The organism is Kaistia defluvii (assembly GCF_026343955.1).
Lineage (GTDB): Bacteria > Pseudomonadota > Alphaproteobacteria > Rhizobiales > Kaistiaceae > Kaistia > Kaistia defluvii.
This window is the reverse complement of record NZ_JAPKNI010000007.1, coordinates 172216-189928: the sequence shown is the minus strand read 5'-3', so window position 1 is coordinate 189928 and position 17713 is coordinate 172216. Positions and strand designations below refer to the sequence as shown.

The following is a 17713-nucleotide window of genomic DNA, read 5'->3' as shown; positions in this document are numbered from 1 at the left end:
CCGGAACCGAATGATGTATCGCGGCGACGAGGAACCCGGAACCAGGGAACCCCTTCCCAAGGAGGCCGGCGTCACGGCCAAGGGCGCGCCGCGGCCATCGTCGCGTCGCGAAGGCGCGGTGCAACCGGTCGTCGAGACCGCGATCGCCTGCCCGATCAACGAGACGCTCATCCTGATCCTTGGCTCCGGCGTGCCGATGAATGGTCCCCAGCCGCTGCTGCTCAATGGCGACCCGGCCTTGCCCGGCAAGGCTCCGGTCGTGAGCTGGCCCCTGGTCGATGCCAAGGGCCGGGCTTCGCACGGGTTCGTCGCTTTGGTCTTCACCGGTCCGCTCAAGGGCGAACGGCTGAACGCGGTGACGTTCCGCGGGCAGGGGCGGTCGGTCACCTATCGGCTGCTGCCGGATCTCATGCGGCCAGCCGCCTTGGCGGGCGCGCTTGGCGATCTGGCAGGGCCTGGAATGCCGGCCGTCGTCGACGCGATCATCGGCATGCTGAGCGCGGGCCCGATGAGCCGGCGCAAGCTCGCCGCCATGACCGCTTTCGTCGAGGCGGGCGCCAAGGCCGACGGCTTCATCGAGATCATCGGTGCGTTCGAGGACGGCGACGTCTACCTGCAGGGCTGGTCGCAGGAGATGAGCGCGGGCGTGAGCCGCGTGCTGATCGGCGGCGCGACTCCCCAGATCGCCGAATGCACTGCGGCGGCCTTCGATCGCCAGGACCTGAACAACAACGGCAAGGGCTTTGCCGCCCTGCTTGTGGCGCCCGAGCCGATCGATCCGTTTGGCATGCAGCGCGTCTATGTGCGCAGCCGCGACGGCTGGCGCTATGCCGACGTTTACGAGCAGCGCCTGCTTGCCTCGCCCCGCGATACGCCCGGCTATGCCCGCGCCATCCTGCCCAAGTTGCGGGGCTCGGCGGAGGTCATCGGACGGCTGCGCGAAGCGGCCTACCGCTATGAGGGGCTGGACACGGTTTCGGCCCTCGCCCTTCCGGTGCGGATGGCGATCGATCATGCGCTGCGTATCGAGCAGGGCGGCCTGTTGATCAGCGGCTGGCTGCTCGATCCCGACCACCGCGTCGAGGCGATCAAGCTGCGCCGCCGCCAGGCCTCGGTCGACCTGAAGCCGATCTGGAGCCGCATCGATCGGCCCGACGTCACCCGCGCCTTCGATGGCAAGGCGCCGTTCCTTTCGCAGCTCGACCCGGATCGCCACAGCCATGGCTTCGTGGCCTTCATCCCGGATTTCGATCCCGATGGCAGCGCGCCGATCTATATCGAGTTCGCCATCCCCCATGCACCGCCGGCCTATCTTCCCGTGGTGCCGAAGCGGGTTTCCTATCGCGAGGCCGTCACCCGACAGCTGAAATCGATCAGCGCCCGCGCAACCTCCGTCTCCGAACTGGTCGAGCGCCACCTCATCCCTCTGGTTGCCTCCGCCGCGACGAAGCCGGCGGGCGTCGAAGGCGTCGAGCATGTCGGCACGCTGGTTTCAGGCGGCGCCGACACCACCCTGGTGATCGGACTCGACGACCAGACAACGGACGTCACTACCCTGGTCGCACTCATGGCGCTGGATCCGCAGATCCGCGTGGCGCCGATCATTCTCGCCGGACCCGAACAGGCGATCGGCGAACTGCGTGGCGAAATCCGCCGACTGGCGGAATTCTACGGCCTTTCGATCGATCTGGTTGCCGTCAGCGCCTTTTCCGATGTCTTCGACGCCCTGATCGTGGGAGCCAATGTCGCGAAGACGGATCGCGTCGTGCTGTTCTCGGCAGCCCTGGTGCCGGCGGAACGCGGCTGGCTCGGCCGCCTGCGGTCGGCGCATCAGGAGCATGACGCATCGGTGATCATCTCGCCGGCGCTGATCTACGAGGACGATTCGATCCGCTGGGCTGGATACCGCCTTTCCGGCGAGGAGGACGGTCTGGCCGAGAACTATGTCGGCTATCCCGCCGCGACGCTGGACTCGATCGCCCCCTCCGCCACGCCGGCCGCCAATCTCGAATGCTGCATCCTGTCAAAGGCTTCGATCGCGGCACTGGGCCAGGACGGCCATGGCTATCTCGGCAATCGCGAAAAGGGGCTCGACCTGGCGTTGCGGCTGGCGAGGGCGGGCCTCAAGGCGTGGTGGCTACCCGGTGTCCGCGTGCTGGGCGCCGAAGCACCCCGGGACGGCATCAATGCCTGGGAGGTTCACGCCCGCAGCGTTGATCGTGCCGTCTTCATTGCGCGCTGGGCGGAGACCATCCATGCCATGGTCCATTCGGAGGCGGCATGACCGAAGAACTGCGCGTCCTCGTCATCAGCCACGGCCATCCGAGCCTGTCTCTAGGCGGCGGTGAAATCGCCTCGCACAACCTGCACAAGGGACTGAATGCGCTGGCGGGGATCAAGTCGGTCTATCTCGCCCGCGTCGGCTCGCCGACCCCGCGCCATGCCGGCACCGCCTTGATGAGCCTGCGCCAGAGCGCATCGGATATCCTGTTTCACAGCGACGACTTCGACCACTTCTACCTGTCGAACCGCAACACCGACGACATCCGCCGCGATCTCGTGCGCTTCGTGCGCGACATCGATCCGCATGTCGTGCACTTCCACCATATTCTCGGCCTCGGCCTGGAGGCACTCTACGCCATTCGCGAGGCGCTGCCCGACGCGGCGATCGTCGTGACGTTCCACGAGTTCCTCTCGATCTGCCATCACCACGGCCAGATGGTGAAGACCAAGAGCGGCCAGCTCTGCCGCCGCGCGTCGCCGACGGACTGCCACAGCTGTTTTCCGGAGATCGCGCCGGCGAGCTTCCTGAAGCGCGAGCGCTTCGTCCGCTCTATGCTGGAACTCGCCGACGTCTATGTCTCGCCGAGCCGCTTTCTCGCCGAGCGCTATGCCGCCTGGGGCCTGTCGCCGGACAAGCTCTTCGTCATCGAAAACGGCCTGGCGATCCGCGAGCCCGCGCCGCCGCGCGTTCTGCCCGGCGCGGAGCAGCGGCGCAGCCGCTTCGCCTTCTTCGGCCAGATGACGCCGTTCAAGGGCGTCGACGTCCTGATCGATGCGGTCGCGCGCGTTCCGGAACGCATCTGGGGCGAGGATTCGCGCCTGATGATCTTTGGCGCCAATCTCGAATATCAGCCGCCCGAATTCCAGGCGCGGATGAAGAAGCTGATCGACGACGCGGGCAGCCGCGTCCGCTTCTATGGCTCCTATCAGAACAGCGAGATGCCCGAACTGATGCAGACGGTCGACTGGGTCGTCGTACCGTCGATTTGGTGGGAAAACTCGCCCGTCGTGATCCAGGAGGCGCTGTTCCACGGCCGCCCGCTGCTCTGCAGCAATATCGGCGGCATGGCCGAAAAGGTCCGGAACGGCCAGGACGGGCTGCATTTCCGCGTCGGCTCGCCCGAAGACCTCGCCGATCGCTTCGTCGAAGTCCTGTCGAACGGCCATGTCTGGGAAAGCCTGCGCGGGTCGATGCAACGTCCGCTGGGACATGTCGACTGCGCCGAGCAGCATCTTGCGCTTTATCGCGCCGTTCTCGACCGCCATTCCCATGCGGATGGCGGCGAGGTCGGCCAACTCGAACGCGCGTAGGCAATTGCGCGCAAACCGCTCGGAACGGGCGGATCCCCGGGGGGATAAGGAGGAGGCTGGAATGGCACGTTTGCTGGTGATAATGCCGTCAGGCGAAATATACGATCACGACTCGGTCCGCTGGTACCAGTACCAGGACGTCCAGCGTTCGATCGATCGCTATCACAATATTGGCGATGCGTTTGTCTTCGATTCCTCGTTGAAGCTGCTGAACTTCGACAAGATCGGCGTCCTCGAGATCAACAAGCCGGATTGGGCCAGTCTCGACCGCTTGCGCGAGGAATATGACTACGTTCTGCTCCGTGGCTCCAATTACATCCACGGCGAAATGGCCTGGCACGACACTGCCGCGGTCCTGAAGAAGCTCGGCCTGCCGGTGCTCGCCTTTGGCATCGGCGCGCAGGCGCCGGTAAAGGGACGCATGGAGCTGTCGGAATCGACGCAGGAGGTGCTCCGCGTCATCGCCGATCTCAGCACCTCGATCGGTGTGCGCGGGGCATTCTCGGCCGAGGTCCTCGCGGATCTCGGGATCCACAATGTCCGCATCGTCGGCTGTCCCACGGCCTTCCGGCGGCTCGATCCGGACCTGAATATCAAGCTCGGTCCGCTGGCCGACATCGAGAAGGTCGGCGTCACCCTTCGGCGCGAGGTGTCGCCCACCTATGCCCAGAACATCGAGCGCTATCTGACTTTTCACCGCGATTTGGTGAAGTCGCTGGCCCATCGTTTCGACACCGTGCTCATGGCCCAGGGCGAGGTGGAGGAGAAGAAGCTCGTCTTCGGCACCGACGCGCAGAAGGAAGAGGCGATCGCGTCGCTGCGCGCCAATGGCTGGGCCTCGAAATGGTATCTCGATCCCGAGATCGAGCGGCTCTATCGCGAGCGGCTGTTCTATTCGGATGTCGTGGCCGATTACGAGACCCTGGTCCGCGAGCAGCACCTCGTGCTGGGCTACCGGCTGCACGGCAATCTGATGGCGCTCGCGAATGGGGTTCCCTCGGTCTACTTCACCTATGACAGCCGCACGGCGGAGTTCGCCGAGACCTACCGGATCCCGAGCTTCGACGTGTTCCGCGATGGCGGCTTCGTGCTCGAGGACTATTGGGAACAATGGCGTTACGACGCGTTCAACGCTGCCTGGCGCAGCGTCTATGACGAAACCCGCAAGTTCCTGATCGAGAACAAGATCGACAATAAGCTGATCGATCGCGCCACGCGGACGAGTGGCGCGGGCATGCTGAAAGTGGCCTGAATCGGTGGGATGCCGCGCCGCGGAGTCGTTCCGCCTTCGATGACATGACCTTCTTCTGAAGAGACGAGCCAAAACAGGAGTTCAATATGACCGTCCTCGTCACAGGTGGCGCAGGCTATATCGGCAGCCACATGGTGCTGGCGCTTGTCGACGGGGGACGCGAGACAATGGTTCTCGACGACCTGTCCACCGGCTTCGTCGCCCAGGTGCCGGACGGCGTGCCGCTGGTGCGAGGAGACTGCGGCGACGAAGCCCTGCTGAAGCGGCTGATCCGCGAGTTCGGCGTCACCGCCATCGTGCATTTCGCGGGATCGATCGTCGTGCCGGACTCGGTGACCAATCCGCTCGGCTATTATCTCAACAACACGGTCCGGTCGCGCGCCCTGATCGCCGCCGCCGTCGACGGCGGGGTGCGCAACTTCATCTTTTCCTCGACCGCCGCCGTCTATGGCGAACCGGAATACAGCCCCATCGCGGAGAGTTCGGCCATGCAGCCGATCTCGCCCTATGGGGCTTCGAAGCTGATGACGGAATGGATGCTGCGCGACACCGTGGCGGCGCATGACATCCGCTCGGTCGTCCTGCGCTATTTCAATGTGGCCGGCGCCGATCCCGAAGGCCGCTCCGGACAGTCTTTCCCGCGCGCGACGCATCTGATCAAGCTGGCCTGCCAGGCAGCACTCGGCCAGCGCTCGCATCTCGACGTGTTCGGCCAGGACTACGCCACGCCGGACGGCACCTGCGTGCGCGACTATATCCATGTCAGCGACCTTGCCCGCGCCCATGTTCTGGCGCTCGATCATCTGGAGCAAGGCGGCGAGAGCCTGACCATGAACTGCGGCTATGGCCGCGGCTTCTCGGTCCTCGAAGTGATCGAAGCGGTCAAGCGCGTCTCCGGTGTCGATTTCGAGGTTCGCCTGGCGCCTCGCCGCGCCGGCGATCCGCCTTCGTTGGTCGCCGCGACGGACCTCATCCGGTCGCGCCTGGGTTTCAAGCCGGCCCGCGACGACCTCGATGTGATCGTGGCCGACGCGCTGCGCTGGGAACTGGCGCTGCAGCAGAATGCCCAGGCTGCCGTCAGCAAGCGGGAGCCGGCGCTGGCAGGCTGACCCAGAGCCTTGCGAGAGCAACGGGATTGGCCAAAAGGACCGGAGATCGCCTATAGAAGGGGCGAATGGCACATAATCTCCGGCAAGACTTGTAACTATGCAGCAATATCAAAGACATAAGCTGTCCGTCGCTCCCATGCTGGATTGGACCGACCGGCATTGCCGTTATTTCCATCGGCTGCTGTCGAGCGAAACGCTGCTCTATACCGAGATGGTCGTCGCCGAGGCGATCCTGCATGGCGACCGGCAGAAGCTGCTCGGCTTCGATCCCGCGGAACAGCCCGTCGCGCTGCAGATCGGCGGATCGGACCCGGTCAAGGTGGGGGAGGCGGCGCGCATCGGCGCCGAGATGGGGTATGGCGAGATCAATCTCAATGTCGGCTGCCCTTCGGACCGGGTGCAATCCGGTACGTTCGGCGCTTGCCTGATGCGCGAGCCGCAGCGCGTCGCGGATTGCGTCGCCGCCATGAAGGCCACCGTGTCGATCCCGGTCACGGTGAAGTGCCGCATCGGCGTCGACGACCAGGACCCGGAGGAGGCGCTCGACACGCTCGCCGACCTGCTGGTAGCCGCAGGCGTCGATGCGCTCTGGGTGCATGCGCGCAAGGCCTGGCTGCAGGGGCTTTCGCCGAAGGAAAACAGGGATATCCCGCCGCTCGACTATGACCGTGTCTATCGCCTGAAGGCGCGGCTGCCAGATCTCTTCATTGGCATCAATGGCGGCATCAAGAGCCTCGACGAGGCTGAGGCTCATCTCGCGCATGTCGACGGTGTCATGATCGGACGCGCCGCCTATCAGGAGCCGGAATTGCTCGCTGCAGCCGACCGCCGTATCTATGGCAAAGATCGGCCGGACGCGGAGCCGCGCGAGATCATCGAAGCGATGCTGCCTTATATCGAGGCGCAGCTCGCCGCTGGCACGCCCCTGAACCACATGGCCCGCCATATGCTCGGCCTCTATCACGGACGTCCCGGTGCGCGTCGTTTCCGCCAGATCCTGACGATTGAGGGGGCTGGACGCAGCGCCGGGATCGACGTGTTCCATCGTGCCATGGATGCGGTGGACGAGATCACGGCAACGGTTGCGGCCAGCGCCGCCGATAGCGCCGCCTATGCCGCTGCGAACGAGACGGCAGCTGCGGTCTAGGTCAAAGGTGCTGTGTCGGGAAGTCGCTTTCTTGCGGCCCTCGGTCTCGCTATGGATGGGAGATCCATCCGCCACGGCGGATTCCTTTCCGCAATGAAAGCGCTCTGACATGACGATCCGCGGTTTCACAATCGACGGCTTCCTGATTGCGCTGGTCCTCGTGGTCATCGCAGCGATTGCCTTTCCCGGGCCCGGCGAATCCGGCGGTGTCCTGCACATGGACGCCATCGCGACCTATGGCGTCGCGGTGATCTTCTTTCTCTACGGCCTGACGCTGGCGCCCGAACGCATGCATGCCGGCATCCGCCACTGGCGAGTTCACATAGCCGTGCAGCTCTGCACCTTCGTGCTGTTTCCGATCGTCGTTCTGACCCTGGGTACGCCGCTCAAGGGCTTCGTTCCGGAAGAGGTCTGGATCGGCTTCTTCTATCTGGCGGCGTTGCCCTCGACCGTCTCGTCCTCCGTCGCCATGACGTCGCTGGCCCGGGGCAATGTGCCGGTCGCGATCTTCAACGCGACGCTCTCCAGCCTGATCGGCGTCTTCGCGACGCCGCTGCTGATGGCGTGGTTCCTGTCATCGACCGGCGTCGGCCTGCCGCTCCTGCCGGTGATCGGCAAGATCGTGCTGCTGGTGCTGCTGCCGATCATCGTCGGTCAGATCGCCCGGCACTGGCTCTTTGGCTGGGCCACGCGCCACATCAAGGCGATCCGTCTCGCCGACCGGGCGATCATCCTGGCGATCGTCTACAACTCCTTCGCCGACTCGATCGTCGAGGGCGTCTGGGCGGGCCATGACGTCAGCCTGATCGTGTCGATCATCGTCGGCGTGATCGCGCTGTTCTTCATCATCTACGGCCTGATGCTGATCCCGTGCCGGCTGATGGGGCTGAACCGGCCCGATACGATCGCCTGCCTCTATTGCGCCTCGAAGAAGTCGTTGGCGACCGGCGTGCCGCTCGCGAAGATCATGTTTGCGAGTTCCCCGGCGCTGGGTCTGATCATCGCGCCGATCATGCTCTATCACTTCTGCCAGTTGCTGATCGTCAGCGTCATGGCCAATCGCGAGGGCCGCCGTGCGATGGCCGAGGCCCACGCCGCGGCGTGACGCTGCCGACGGGGTGGCATTCCAACGGCAAGTAGAGCGGTCGCTGCTCCCGGCGGCCGCTCCTTCATTTCCGGCCGACGATGCCCGGACCCGGCCACGCTGCTGCCGCAGCGGCTCCGTGAGACGCCAGCAGGCTCGCCCCGCGATCTCACCGGGTCGTGCCGTCAGGTGCTCGTTGAGACAAGGTCCTTGAGTCGTTCGGGCAGGCGGCTCATCACCGCGCGGCGCTGATCGTCCGTCATGCGCGACCATTGGCTGATCTCGTCGAGGCTGCGGCCACAGCCCTCGCAGAGCTCCGACTCGGGATCGAGCACGCAGAGGCTGATGCAGGGTGAGATCATGTCGCGGCGACGATCGCCATCAGATAGGTGACGAGCGCGACCTGCTGGGCCGCGCCGAGCGTGTCGCCGGTCTGACCGGCAATCTGCAAGGCGCAGAGAAGCTGAAAGGCATAGGTCGCCGCCCCGGCGACAAGGAGCGCGACGACGACCGGGAGGATACCGGTTCCGATCGCGCCGCAGATCAGCGCCGCCACCACGGCGATGCCGATGGCGGTCAGGCTCGTGTCGCGGGAGGGGCGTCCGGTGGCGCTGGCGAGGCCCTCGAAGCGGGCCGGCGGCAGGGCCGCCCAAAGCTGGACGATCGCCGCACGGCTGACGATTTCCGCGCCGATCAGCGCGGTGGCGACGGGCCATGCGCCATAGGGCAGCAGGTTGGCGACCAGCGTCGTGCGCAGCAGGAGCGACAGGATCAGCGCTAGCGCGCCAAACGTGCCGATCCGGCTGTCGCGCATGATTTCCAGCTTGCGCGTCGCCGTCGTGCCGCCGCCGAAGCCGTCGGCCGTATCGGCAAGACCATCTTCATGCAGGGCGCCGGTCAGCGCGATCGTGGCGGCGAGCGAGAGGGCGGCGGATGCGAGCAGCGGCATGCCGAGCGCGTGGGCCAGCAGCAGGACGATGGCACCGACAAGGCCGACCAGCAGGCCGACACCGGGGAAGGCGCGCGCGGCGATCGTGAAATCGGGCCGACGATCCGCAGCCACGCCCATCCAGGCTGCCGGCAGCCGCGTCAGGAAAGCCGTCGCCGCCGCGAGTTCGAAGAGCGAGGTGCGAAAGACGGCCCGGTACTGGTCATCGGTCATGGCAACTGCCCCCGTCGGCGGATCGTCGCACCGACTCGGCGTCATCGACGCTTGCGGTACGCTGGAGGAGGGTTATAGATCGCCCGCCGCCGGCCGCAAAGTGTGCCGATCCATCCACCCCACACCTAGCCGAGATACGCATGGCCCGCTCCGCTTCCGGACTTCCTTTCGACGACATTCGCGCGCTCTTCGACGAGATGCCGGGGCGCGACGAGGCGGCCGTGCTCGCCATCCGGGCGCGCGACGCGCAGCTGACCAAGCCGGCCGGTTCGCTCGGCCGGCTGGAGGATCTCGCCGAATGGCTTGGCGGCTGGCAGGGCAGGGCGCGCCCCGCCGTCACCCGTCCGCTGGTCGCGATCTTCGCCGGCAATCACGGCGTCGCGGCGCAGGGCGTTTCCGCCTACCCGTCCAGCGTCACCCAGCAGATGGTCGAGAATTTTGCCGCCGGCGGCGCGGCGATCAACCAGATCTGCATCGTCTATGATCTCGGTCTGAAGGTGTTCGACCTCGCGCTCGACATTCCGACCGGCGACATCACGGTCGAGCCCGCGCTGGACGAAGCCGGCTGCGCCGCCACCATGGCGTTCGGCATGGAGGCGACGGCCGGCGGAATCGACCTGTTGGCGATCGGCGAAATGGGCATCGGCAATACGACGATCGCCGGCGCCGTCGCGGCCGGACTGTTCGGCGGCACGGGTCGGGACTGGGTTGGACCCGGCACCGGCGTCGACGCCGAAGGCGTGGCGCGCAAGGCCGCCGTCATCGATACGGCGCTGGAGCTGCATTCCGCCCATCTGCGCGACCCGCTGGAAGTGCTGCGTCGCCTTGGCGGGCGCGAGCTTGCCGCCATGGCGGGCGCGATCCTGGCCGCCCGGATGAGCCGCATCCCGGTCATAATCGACGGCTATGTCGCCACCGCCGCCGCCGCCGTGCTCTACAAGATCAACCCGTCCTCGCTCGATCATTGCCAGTTCGGCCATGTCTCGGCCGAGCCGCCGCATGCCAGGCTGCTGGCGGCGATGGGCAAGACGGCGCTGCTCGATCTCGGCATGCGGCTCGGCGAAGGCACGGGCGCGGCCATGGCCGCGGGCCTGGTCAAGGCGGCGGCTGAGATCCACACCGGCATGGCGACCTTCGCGCAGGCGGGCGTCTCAGGCAAGGCGGACTGAGCTAGCCGGCCGAGCGCCAGAGAATGACGTTCTCGCGGGCGGGGACGTCCTCGCTCGGGGCCTCCAGCACGCGGGAACGCGGAAGGCACAGGGTCGCGACCGTGCCGGCCCCCATTGTCGAGCGCAGCTCGAAGGTGCCGCCATGCAGTCGGATCAGCGCCTCGACCATTGGCAGCCCCATTCCGGCGCCCGGCTTGGCCATGTGCATGGCGCTCTCGCCCTGCTGGAAGGGCGAGAGAACGAGGGCGACCTCTCCGGCCGGAATGCCCGGGCCTGTGTCGCGCACGGAGACGTATTGCCCGCCCCCCGCCGTCCAGCCTGCCTGAAGCGTGATCGTACCGCCGGCGGGCGTGAACTTGACCGCGTTGGAGAGCAGGTTGAGCACGGCGCGCCGGAGGCCAGCGGGGTCGGCCCGCACCAGCGGCAGATCGGGCTCGATCTCCAGCACGAGACGGAGGTCGCGGCTACGCGCTTCCCCCGCGACCATGCTTTCGCAGGCGCGCACGATCGCCTCCAGCGCGACAGGTACCTCGTTCAACTCGTAGCGCCCGGTTTCGAGCCGGGAGAGGTCCAGGATCTCGTTGATCAGCGACAGCAGGTGGCCGCCGCTCGCATGGATGTCGCCGGCATATTCTCGGTAGGTCCCGTTCTGCATCGGCCCGAGCACTTCGTTCTTCATCACCTCGGAGAAGCCGAGGATGGCGTTGAGCGGGGTGCGCAATTCGTGATTCATCGTCGCCAGGAAGCGCGAGCGCGCCAGACTGGCTTTGTCGGCGCGTTGAAGCGCGTGTTCCGCCTGCTCGCGAGTGGCCAGCAGTTCCTGGTAAAGACGCGCCCGCTCGGCTCGAGCCAGGATTCCATCGCGAATCGCGCGTCGCTCCCGCAGCGAGAGCCAGATGAAGAAGATTGCGGTCGCACCGGACAGCCAGGCGAGCGCGACCAGCAGAGGCTCCTCGCGAAACGCGAACAGGGCGACGAGGGTCAATGCGGCGGGCGCCGTCGCGGCTATCATGGCCACGGGCAGGGCCGCCGCGAGCGCCGTGGCGGCACAGGCGACCGCCAGCAGGATAGCGAACTGGAACACCGCCGCCTCGGGCCCATGCTCTGCCGAAAGCAGGACCAGAAGCCCGACCCAGCCCAGGCCGCAGAGAAGTTCCGCGAACGAGAAAAGTCCGCCCCTGAACGGGGATCCCACCGCGTCCGGCTTTCGAAAGCTGAAGCACACAACGCCGAGCAGCGCGTGACTGCAGAGCGCGACGAGGCTCCAGACGACGACCGAGGCCGAGGGCAGCCACGCAGAGGCAAGCCCGGCAGCCACCAGGATGAGAGCCGCCATGGCCGGGCTGCCGGCGAGCCGGTCTCGCGCGTAAGTCGAAAGAAGAGCGCGATCGAGTTCGGCCCTGGTCAGGCCTTGGCCGGCAGGCGCGACGCCCGGTTCGCGCACGCCATCCACGACCCCACGGCGCCGTTCAACGCGGCCGCTGGGGAGGGGAGTTGTTTCGGTGTCGACCGTTGCCGCCGTCAGGCCTTGCATCCCACGACTTCCTTCAAGGAAGCACTCTAGCTAGTTGCCGAATTTGCGTTTCGAACGCTTAATGCCAACTTGATGAGCATGGTTAAGTCATTGCTAAATCCCGCCCCGATGGTCCAGGCCGAGCTCGAAGACCTGGTTGGGGAGATCCGTCAATGTCGGATCTGTGTCGACCGGCCGCGCGGCCGGCCTTTGCCGCACGAGCCGCGTCCGGTTGTCCGTGCCTCCGCCACCGCCCGCATCCTGATTGCAGGCCAGGCGCCGGGCACGCGCGTGCACGCATCCGGCAAGCCGTTCACCGATCCGTCGGGGGACCGGCTGCGCGACTGGATGGGCATAGGCGAAGGCGAATTCTATGACGAGGCGCGCATCGCCATCGTGCCGATGGGTTTCTGCTTTCCGGGTCTCGATGCCAAGGGCGGCGACCTGCCGCCGAGGCGCGAATGCGCGCCAGCCTGGCACGACGCGCTGCTGGGCCGGATGCCGGCGGTCGACCTGGTCCTTGCCGTCGGGCTCTATGCGCAGCAATTTCATCTGGGTAGACGCGTGCGCGGCAGCCTGACGGAGACGGTTGGCGACTGGCGCGCGATCCTGGACGAGACAGATGGACCGAAGATCCTGCCGCTGCCGCATCCCTCGTGGCGAAACTCCGGCTGGATCAAGCGGAACCCGTGGTTCGAAGCCGATTTGCTGCCGGTCTTGAAAGGCCTGGTGGCTGCGCGACTCCAAGCGCCGAGTTGACAACATCCGCCGAAATAAGCATTCATCACGGAATAATATTCTCAATTGCCAGGCGAAAAAAGTACTCATTGGAAAATGATGCTAGCATCGTCCGGGCCCAGGGCAGAGGGTTCCTGAATGATTGACCGGCTCGACCGAAAAATCCTGCAAATCCTGCAGGAAGACGCCACCATCCCCGTCGCGGAAATCGGTCGGCGAGTCGGCCTTTCGACCACGCCCTGCTGGCGGCGCATCCAGAAGCTGGAAGAAGACGGCGTCATCACCAAGCGCGTCGCGGTCCTCGACCCGAAGAAGGTGAATGCCAAGGTCACCGTATTCGTCTCGATCACGACCAGCCAGCACAATGAAGAATGGCTCAAGCGCTTCGCGGAGGTCATTCGCGACGTCCCCGAGGTGGTCGAATTCTACCGCATGAGCGGGCAGGTCGACTATCTGCTGCGCGTCGTCGTGCCTGATATCGAGGCCTATGACCTGTTCTACAAGCGGCTGATCTCGCGCATCGATATTGCCGACGTCTCCTCGGCCTTCGCGATGGAGCAGATCAAATACGCGACGGCGCTGCCGCTGAACTACATCCCGCTCGAAAAAGACAAGGGCATGGCATAGGGGCGTCGCTCTATGCCATCTGGCGCAGCGGCGGGCGATCCTGCCGCGCGCGTTCAGGCAGACCGCATGTGTCGCGTCAGGCGATGTTCAAGCTTGTCCCAGACGCGGCGGATGATCTCGACGACGACCAGATAGAGCACGGCCGCCCAGAGATAGACCTGGAAGTCGAAGGTGCGTGAATAGGCGAGGCGGGTGACGCCCATCAGGTCGAACACGGTCACGATCGCCGCCACGGAAGACCCCTTCACCATGAGGATCACTTCGTTGCCGAGCGGACGCAGCGCGATCAGGATCGCCTGCGGCATCACGATCTTGCGGAAGATCTGACGCGGCCGGAGGCCGAGCGACATGGCGGCCTCGCGCTGGCCTGCCGGCACGGCGCGGATGGCGCCCCGCAGAATCTCGGCCTGATAGGCGCCGGTATTCAGCGTGAAGGTGAGCACGCAGCAGAAAAAGGCGTCCCGGAACAGCCACCAGAGCCCGATCGCTTCGAGCTGCGTCCGGAACTGGCCGGCACCGTAATAGACGAGAAAGACCTGCGCCAGCAGCGGCGTGCCGCGGAAGAAATACATGTAGCCGAACGAGACCGCCCGCAGGATGCGGCTCCGGCTCATTCGCGCCAGCGCGACGGGGATGGAGAGCAGCGCGCCCAGCGTGATCGAGATGACGACCAGTTGCAGCGTGACCACCAGGCCCTGCAGCATGCGCGGGCCATAGGTGGCGAGAGCGTCCCAATTCATGACGCTCTCCTCAGGCCGCGATTGGCCCAGCGCTCGATCGCGACGATGCCGATCGACGAGATCATCGACAGCGCCAGATAGATCAGGCAGGCGACGCCAAAAAACAGGAAGGGCTCCTTGGTCACGCGGACGGCGAGGCCCGTCTTGCGCAATAGATCATCGAGCGCGATCACCGAGACGAGCGAGGTGTCTTTCAGCAGGATCAGCCAGAGATTGGCGAGGCCTGGCAGCGCGAGGCGCACGAGCTGCGGAATGATGACCAGCCGAAGCGTCGTCGCCGGCCGAAGCCCGAGCGCATAGGCGGCTTCATACTGGCCGCGCGTGATGTTGTTGAAGGCGCCGAGGAACACTTCCGACGCATAGGCCGAGAAGACCACGCCGAGCGCCACCATGCCGGCGATGAAGCCGTTGACCTCGACCGTCGCGCCGCTGAACAGCCCGACGATGCGTTGCAAGGCGATCTGGCCGCCAAAATAGACGATGAAGATCGTCAGCAGTTCCGGCAGGCCGCGAAACACGGTCGTATAGGCGTTGCCGAAGGCGCGGAGATAGCGGTTGGGGCTGCGTTTGGCCAAAGCGACCAGGAAGCCCAGCGCCAGGCCGAAGGGAACGGTTGCCAAAGCGAGCCGGATCGTGAGCCAGGTGCCTTGGAGCAGTTCGTCGCCCCAGCCATCCGGCCCGAAACTCAGCAGTCTCAGTAGATCCACGCCGCCCGTCCCCCCACGGTCCTTTCATGCGGAACCGCGAGGCAGGGTGCGTGCCCTGCCTCGCGTGATCCCTATTCCTTCCAGATCGAGAAGGGGAAGTACTTGGCGTTGATCTTGTCGTAGGTGCCGTCGGCCTTGATGGCGAGGATGGCGGCCGAGATCTGGTCGCGCAGGTCGCTGTCTTCCTTGCGAACGGCGGCGCCGACGCCATCGGTCGGCAAGTCGGTGCCGACGAACTCGTAGTTGGCGCCGTCCGCCGTCTTCAGCCATTCGAGACCGGGCAGCTTGTCGACGAAGAGCAGGTCGATGCGGCCTGCCACCAGGTCGAGATTGACCTCATCCTGGGTCGGATAGAGTTTGATGTCGGAGCCCTTGTACTTCTCTTCGAGTTCGGTCGCCTGCACGGTCGAGGACTGCGCGCCGATGGTCTTGCCCTTCAGGCCTTCCGGCGACGTATCCTTGATGCCGGCGCTCTTCGGCGCGACGAAAGAGGAGGGCGACTGGTAGTAGGGACGTGAGAAGTCGATGACCTTCTTGCGCTCGTCGGTGATCGACATGGACGAGATGATGGTATCGAACTTGCCGGCCTGCAGCGCCGGGATCAGGCCATCCCAGTCCTGGACGGTGAAGGTGCACTCCGCCTTCAGGTTCGCGCAGATCGCCTTGGCGATATCGACGTCGAATCCCTCAAGCTGGCCGTCCGCACTGACGGAATTGAACGGCGGGAAAGCGCCTTCGACGGCGACCCGGATGTTCTTCCATTCCTTCGCCTGAACGGCGCCGGAGACAGCCATCAGGGCCAAAGCCGCAATGGCGACCCGCTTCACGATACGCATATTGAATTCCCTCTGACGCGCGTTTCTACCGGAATTGGAGCGCCGGTCCTCGCATCGCTTCCCTGGCCGGCACTCTCTTGTCTTATCTTCCCACCTTTTGCCGGCGGGCCGCAACTGTCCTGGAATTCAAAGCAGTTTCAGGCCGGGCGGGGAACGCCGAGCCATGCGTCCGCCTCGTCGCGCTCCTCCGGCGTATTGATATTGAGGAACGGATCCGGGCCATGCAGGGGCAGCTCGAAATTGACGACGGCAAAGCCGCAGGAGGCCAGGAACGCCCGCACGCCCTGGCTTTTCGCGGTCAGGCGCCATTCGTCCAGGACATTGGCCAGAGCCACGGGCCAGAGGGCGATGACGGGGTGGTCCCGGTCGCCCGACGCGGCAATGGTGATCCGGCGGGCATCGCTCTGGCGTGCAGCCAGTTGGGACACCAGATCGACGGGGAAGAACGGGGTATCGATCGGCACGGTGGCGACGAATTCCGGTCGTTCCGCCAGTGCCTCGGCCCAACGCAGGCCGGCGAGCACGCCGCCGAGCGGCCCGGTGTCGGGACGGTCATCCGCAAGGACCGGCAGACTATAGTCTGCGAACCGGGCCGGATCGCCATTGGCGTTGATCGCAAGCGTCTCGACCTGGGGGGCGAGCCGGCCGATCGCTCGTTCGATCAAAGGCTGCCCGCCAACGGGCACGAAGGCCTTTTCGCGTCCCATGCGTCGCGAATTACCTCCGGCGAGGATCAGTCCTGCTATCGTCATCGGCTCCATTTTCGGTTGAGGAGCATGAAAGCTCCGCCCGCGACTATTCCCCAGAATGCCGCTCCAACGCCCAGAAAGGAAAGGCCCGAGGCTGCTGTTACAAACGTCACGATTGCCGCATCTCTGTGCGCGGCAACCGCGATCGCGCCCGCCAGCGCGCCGCCGAACGCGCCCAAGAGGGCGAGGCCGGTCGCCGCCTGGATCAGGACCTGCGGTGCCGCCGTGACCAGAGCGGCGGCCAGCGTGGCGCCTAGTCCCAGGAACAGATAGGCGACGCCACCCGCAAACGAGGCGACCCAGCGCCGCGCGGGATCCGGATGCGAGTCGGGTCCCGCGCACATCGCCGCCGTGATTGCCGCGAAATTCAGCGTGTGGCCGCCGAACGGCGCCACCAGGACGCTGGCGATGCCGGTGCCGAGAAACACCGGCGCCACCGGCGGTTCGTAGCCATTGGCCCGCATCACCGCGATTCCCGGCAGGTTCTGGGAGGCCATGGTGACGATGAAGAGCGGAATGGCGAGCGAGATCAGCCCCTGGGCTGTGAAGCTCGGCACGACGAAGACGATGTCGGGGATGGCGTGATCGATCGCCAGTCCGCCGGGCGGAAGGGTCCAGACAATCATCGCCACGGCGGTGGCCACGGCCGCCGGAACGGCCCAGATCCGCCGGATCCGCCCGACGATCGCCCAGACCAGAACCACGGGAAGGGCGAGACCGGGTTGCAGCCCAACCGCCTTGGCGGGAGCTAGGCAGAGGCTGAGCAGGATGCCCGCCAGCATGGCGCTCGCCAGCACGGGCGGGATCGCCGAAACGATCCGGCCGAACGGCTTGATCAGGCCGGCCGCGATGATCAGCACGCCGGTGAGGATGAAAGCGCCGACCGCGGCCGGAAAGCCGCCCTGGATCAGGCCCGTCGCGGCGAGCAGGACCGAACCCGGCGTCGACCACGCGATGGTGATTGGAATGCGGTAGCGGTGACTGAGGACGATCCCCAGAACGCCTTGCGCGATGCAGATCGCCAGGAGCCCGGAGGCGGCTTGCGCCTGCGTTGCGCCAACGGCCGTAAAGCCTTGTAGAACAACGGTGAACGTACTCGCGAAGCCGACAAAGGCAGCGATGATTCCCGCCAGTATCGGCTGGGTCAGCCCGGCCGGTCGGCGCGGGGAGTCAAGGCTGTGATCGGCCGTGCCAACCGCTTTGACATCGGCGGCGGGCGCCTCGGTTCGCTTATCCATCGTCGCTGTCCCGATTGCATTCGATGGACGAATTGTTAGATTGGATCC

17 protein-coding genes are annotated in these 17713 nt (G+C 65.7%); 9 read left to right on the top strand and 8 right to left on the bottom strand.

Translation table 11 applies throughout. The features are described 5' to 3' along the window. Positions 1-10 precede the first annotated feature (10 nt). The 6 genes from OSH10_RS18050 (at position 11) to OSH10_RS18025 (ending at position 8207) form a co-directional block, all read left to right on the top strand. The gene (locus OSH10_RS18050; RefSeq protein WP_266333346.1) at positions 11-2284 is read left to right on the top strand and encodes a hypothetical protein; all 2274 of its coding nucleotides are present in this window, start codon (positions 11-13) and stop codon (positions 2282-2284) included. Then, positions 2281-3594 (top strand): glycosyltransferase family 4 protein, encoded by a 1314-nt coding sequence (locus OSH10_RS18045; protein WP_266333345.1) that lies wholly within the window; start codon positions 2281-2283, stop codon positions 3592-3594. The genes OSH10_RS18050 and OSH10_RS18045 overlap by 4 nt, the downstream gene beginning before the upstream one ends. Before the next feature lie 61 nt (positions 3595-3655). After that, positions 3656-4846 (top strand): polysaccharide pyruvyl transferase family protein, encoded by a 1191-nt coding sequence (locus OSH10_RS18040; protein WP_266333344.1) that lies wholly within the window; start codon positions 3656-3658, stop codon positions 4844-4846. 86 nt (positions 4847-4932) lie between these two features. Then, the gene (gene galE / locus OSH10_RS18035) at positions 4933-5955 is read left to right on the top strand and encodes a UDP-glucose 4-epimerase GalE (protein WP_266333343.1); all 1023 of its coding nucleotides are present in this window, start codon (positions 4933-4935) and stop codon (positions 5953-5955) included. 97 nt (positions 5956-6052) lie between these two features. After that, positions 6053-7102 (top strand): tRNA dihydrouridine(20/20a) synthase DusA, encoded by a 1050-nt coding sequence (dusA, locus tag OSH10_RS18030; RefSeq protein ID WP_266333342.1) that lies wholly within the window; start codon positions 6053-6055, stop codon positions 7100-7102. Between the two features lie 109 nt (positions 7103-7211). Continuing rightward, positions 7212-8207: a bile acid:sodium symporter family protein gene (locus OSH10_RS18025; RefSeq protein ID WP_266333341.1), complete on the top strand. Its 996-nt coding sequence runs from the start codon at positions 7212-7214 to the stop codon at positions 8205-8207. A 164-nt stretch (positions 8208-8371) separates the two neighbouring features. Here OSH10_RS18025 and OSH10_RS18020 read toward each other — a convergent pair whose 3' ends face one another. Both OSH10_RS18020 and OSH10_RS18015 read right to left on the bottom strand, forming a co-directional pair. After that, positions 8372-8548, bottom strand: coding sequence for a DUF1289 domain-containing protein (locus OSH10_RS18020; RefSeq protein ID WP_266333340.1), 177 nt, complete (start codon positions 8546-8548; stop codon positions 8372-8374). Next, positions 8545-9348: an adenosylcobinamide-GDP ribazoletransferase gene (locus OSH10_RS18015; protein WP_266333339.1), complete on the bottom strand. Its 804-nt coding sequence runs from the start codon at positions 9346-9348 to the stop codon at positions 8545-8547. The genes OSH10_RS18020 and OSH10_RS18015 overlap by 4 nt, the downstream gene beginning before the upstream one ends. Positions 9349-9488: 140 nt before the next feature. Between OSH10_RS18015 and cobT the strand changes: the two genes are divergently transcribed. Beyond that, positions 9489-10517, top strand: coding sequence for a nicotinate-nucleotide--dimethylbenzimidazole phosphoribosyltransferase (gene cobT / locus OSH10_RS18010; RefSeq protein ID WP_266333338.1), 1029 nt, complete (start codon positions 9489-9491; stop codon positions 10515-10517). A gap of 1 nt (position 10518) precedes the next feature. On the opposite strand, the gene OSH10_RS18005 is transcribed toward cobT, so the two are convergent. Beyond that, positions 10519-12051, bottom strand: coding sequence for a sensor histidine kinase (locus OSH10_RS18005; RefSeq protein WP_266333337.1), 1533 nt, complete (start codon positions 12049-12051; stop codon positions 10519-10521). Positions 12052-12123: 72 nt separating this feature from the next. Here OSH10_RS18005 and OSH10_RS18000 point away from each other — a divergent pair, with 72 nt between their 5' ends. Beyond that, positions 12124-12789, top strand: coding sequence for a uracil-DNA glycosylase family protein (locus OSH10_RS18000; protein WP_266333335.1), 666 nt, complete (start codon positions 12124-12126; stop codon positions 12787-12789). Positions 12790-12909: 120 nt separating this feature from the next. Beyond that, entirely contained in the window at positions 12910-13395 is a 486-nt protein-coding gene (locus tag OSH10_RS17995) for an Lrp/AsnC family transcriptional regulator (protein ID WP_210162787.1), read from the top strand. A 53-nt stretch (positions 13396-13448) separates the two neighbouring features. On the opposite strand, the gene OSH10_RS17990 is transcribed toward OSH10_RS17995, so the two are convergent. The 5 genes from OSH10_RS17990 to OSH10_RS17970 all read right to left on the bottom strand — a co-directional run bounded on the left by OSH10_RS17990 (position 13449) and on the right by OSH10_RS17970 (position 17665). Beyond that, a complete protein-coding gene (locus tag OSH10_RS17990; protein WP_266333334.1) occupies positions 13449-14135 on the bottom strand; it encodes an ABC transporter permease in 687 nt (228 codons plus the stop codon). Next, positions 14132-14842, bottom strand: a complete 711-nt coding sequence (locus tag OSH10_RS17985; protein ID WP_266333333.1) for an ABC transporter permease — start codon at positions 14840-14842, stop codon at positions 14132-14134. Before OSH10_RS17985 ends, OSH10_RS17990 begins: the two co-directional genes overlap by 4 nt. A gap of 71 nt (positions 14843-14913) precedes the next feature. Beyond that, complete coding sequence (locus OSH10_RS17980) at positions 14914-15678, bottom strand: ABC transporter substrate-binding protein (RefSeq protein ID WP_266333332.1); 765 nt, start codon at positions 15676-15678, stop codon at positions 14914-14916. A gap of 137 nt (positions 15679-15815) precedes the next feature. Beyond that, positions 15816-16430 (bottom strand): molybdenum cofactor guanylyltransferase MobA, encoded by a 615-nt coding sequence (gene mobA, locus OSH10_RS17975; protein WP_266333331.1) that lies wholly within the window; start codon positions 16428-16430, stop codon positions 15816-15818. Beyond that, on the bottom strand, positions 16427-17665 hold the full coding sequence (locus OSH10_RS17970) for a benzoate/H(+) symporter BenE family transporter (RefSeq protein WP_266333330.1): 1239 nt from the start codon (positions 17663-17665) through the stop codon (positions 16427-16429). The genes mobA and OSH10_RS17970 overlap by 4 nt, the downstream gene beginning before the upstream one ends. Between the last annotated feature and the right edge of the window lie 48 nt (positions 17666-17713).

What these genes read in the sequence shown, in the direction of transcription:
- OSH10_RS18050 (WP_266333346.1), top strand. Translation starts at nt 11, where the DNA reads ATGATGTATCGCGGCGACGAGGAACCCGGAACCAGGGAACCCCTTCCC.
- OSH10_RS18015 (WP_266333339.1), bottom strand. Translation starts at nt 9,348, where the DNA reads ATGACCGATGACCAGTACCGGGCCGTCTTTCGCACCTCGCTCTTCGAA.
- OSH10_RS18000 (WP_266333335.1), top strand. Translation starts at nt 12,124, where the DNA reads ATGAGCATGGTTAAGTCATTGCTAAATCCCGCCCCGATGGTCCAGGCC.
- cobT (WP_266333338.1), top strand. Translation starts at nt 9,489, where the DNA reads ATGGCCCGCTCCGCTTCCGGACTTCCTTTCGACGACATTCGCGCGCTC.
- OSH10_RS17980 (WP_266333332.1), bottom strand. Translation starts at nt 15,678, where the DNA reads ATGCGTATCGTGAAGCGGGTCGCCATTGCGGCTTTGGCCCTGATGGCT.
- mobA (WP_266333331.1), bottom strand. Translation starts at nt 16,430, where the DNA reads ATGACGATAGCAGGACTGATCCTCGCCGGAGGTAATTCGCGACGCATG.
- dusA (WP_266333342.1), top strand. Translation starts at nt 6,053, where the DNA reads ATGCAGCAATATCAAAGACATAAGCTGTCCGTCGCTCCCATGCTGGAT.
- OSH10_RS18005 (WP_266333337.1), bottom strand. Translation starts at nt 12,051, where the DNA reads ATGCAAGGCCTGACGGCGGCAACGGTCGACACCGAAACAACTCCCCTC.
- OSH10_RS18020 (WP_266333340.1), bottom strand. Translation starts at nt 8,548, where the DNA reads ATGATCTCACCCTGCATCAGCCTCTGCGTGCTCGATCCCGAGTCGGAG.
- OSH10_RS17990 (WP_266333334.1), bottom strand. Translation starts at nt 14,135, where the DNA reads ATGAATTGGGACGCTCTCGCCACCTATGGCCCGCGCATGCTGCAGGGC.
- OSH10_RS18040 (WP_266333344.1), top strand. Translation starts at nt 3,656, where the DNA reads ATGGCACGTTTGCTGGTGATAATGCCGTCAGGCGAAATATACGATCAC.
- galE (WP_266333343.1), top strand. Translation starts at nt 4,933, where the DNA reads ATGACCGTCCTCGTCACAGGTGGCGCAGGCTATATCGGCAGCCACATG.
- OSH10_RS17970 (WP_266333330.1), bottom strand. Translation starts at nt 17,665, where the DNA reads ATGGATAAGCGAACCGAGGCGCCCGCCGCCGATGTCAAAGCGGTTGGC.
- OSH10_RS18045 (WP_266333345.1), top strand. Translation starts at nt 2,281, where the DNA reads ATGACCGAAGAACTGCGCGTCCTCGTCATCAGCCACGGCCATCCGAGC.
- OSH10_RS18025 (WP_266333341.1), top strand. Translation starts at nt 7,212, where the DNA reads ATGACGATCCGCGGTTTCACAATCGACGGCTTCCTGATTGCGCTGGTC.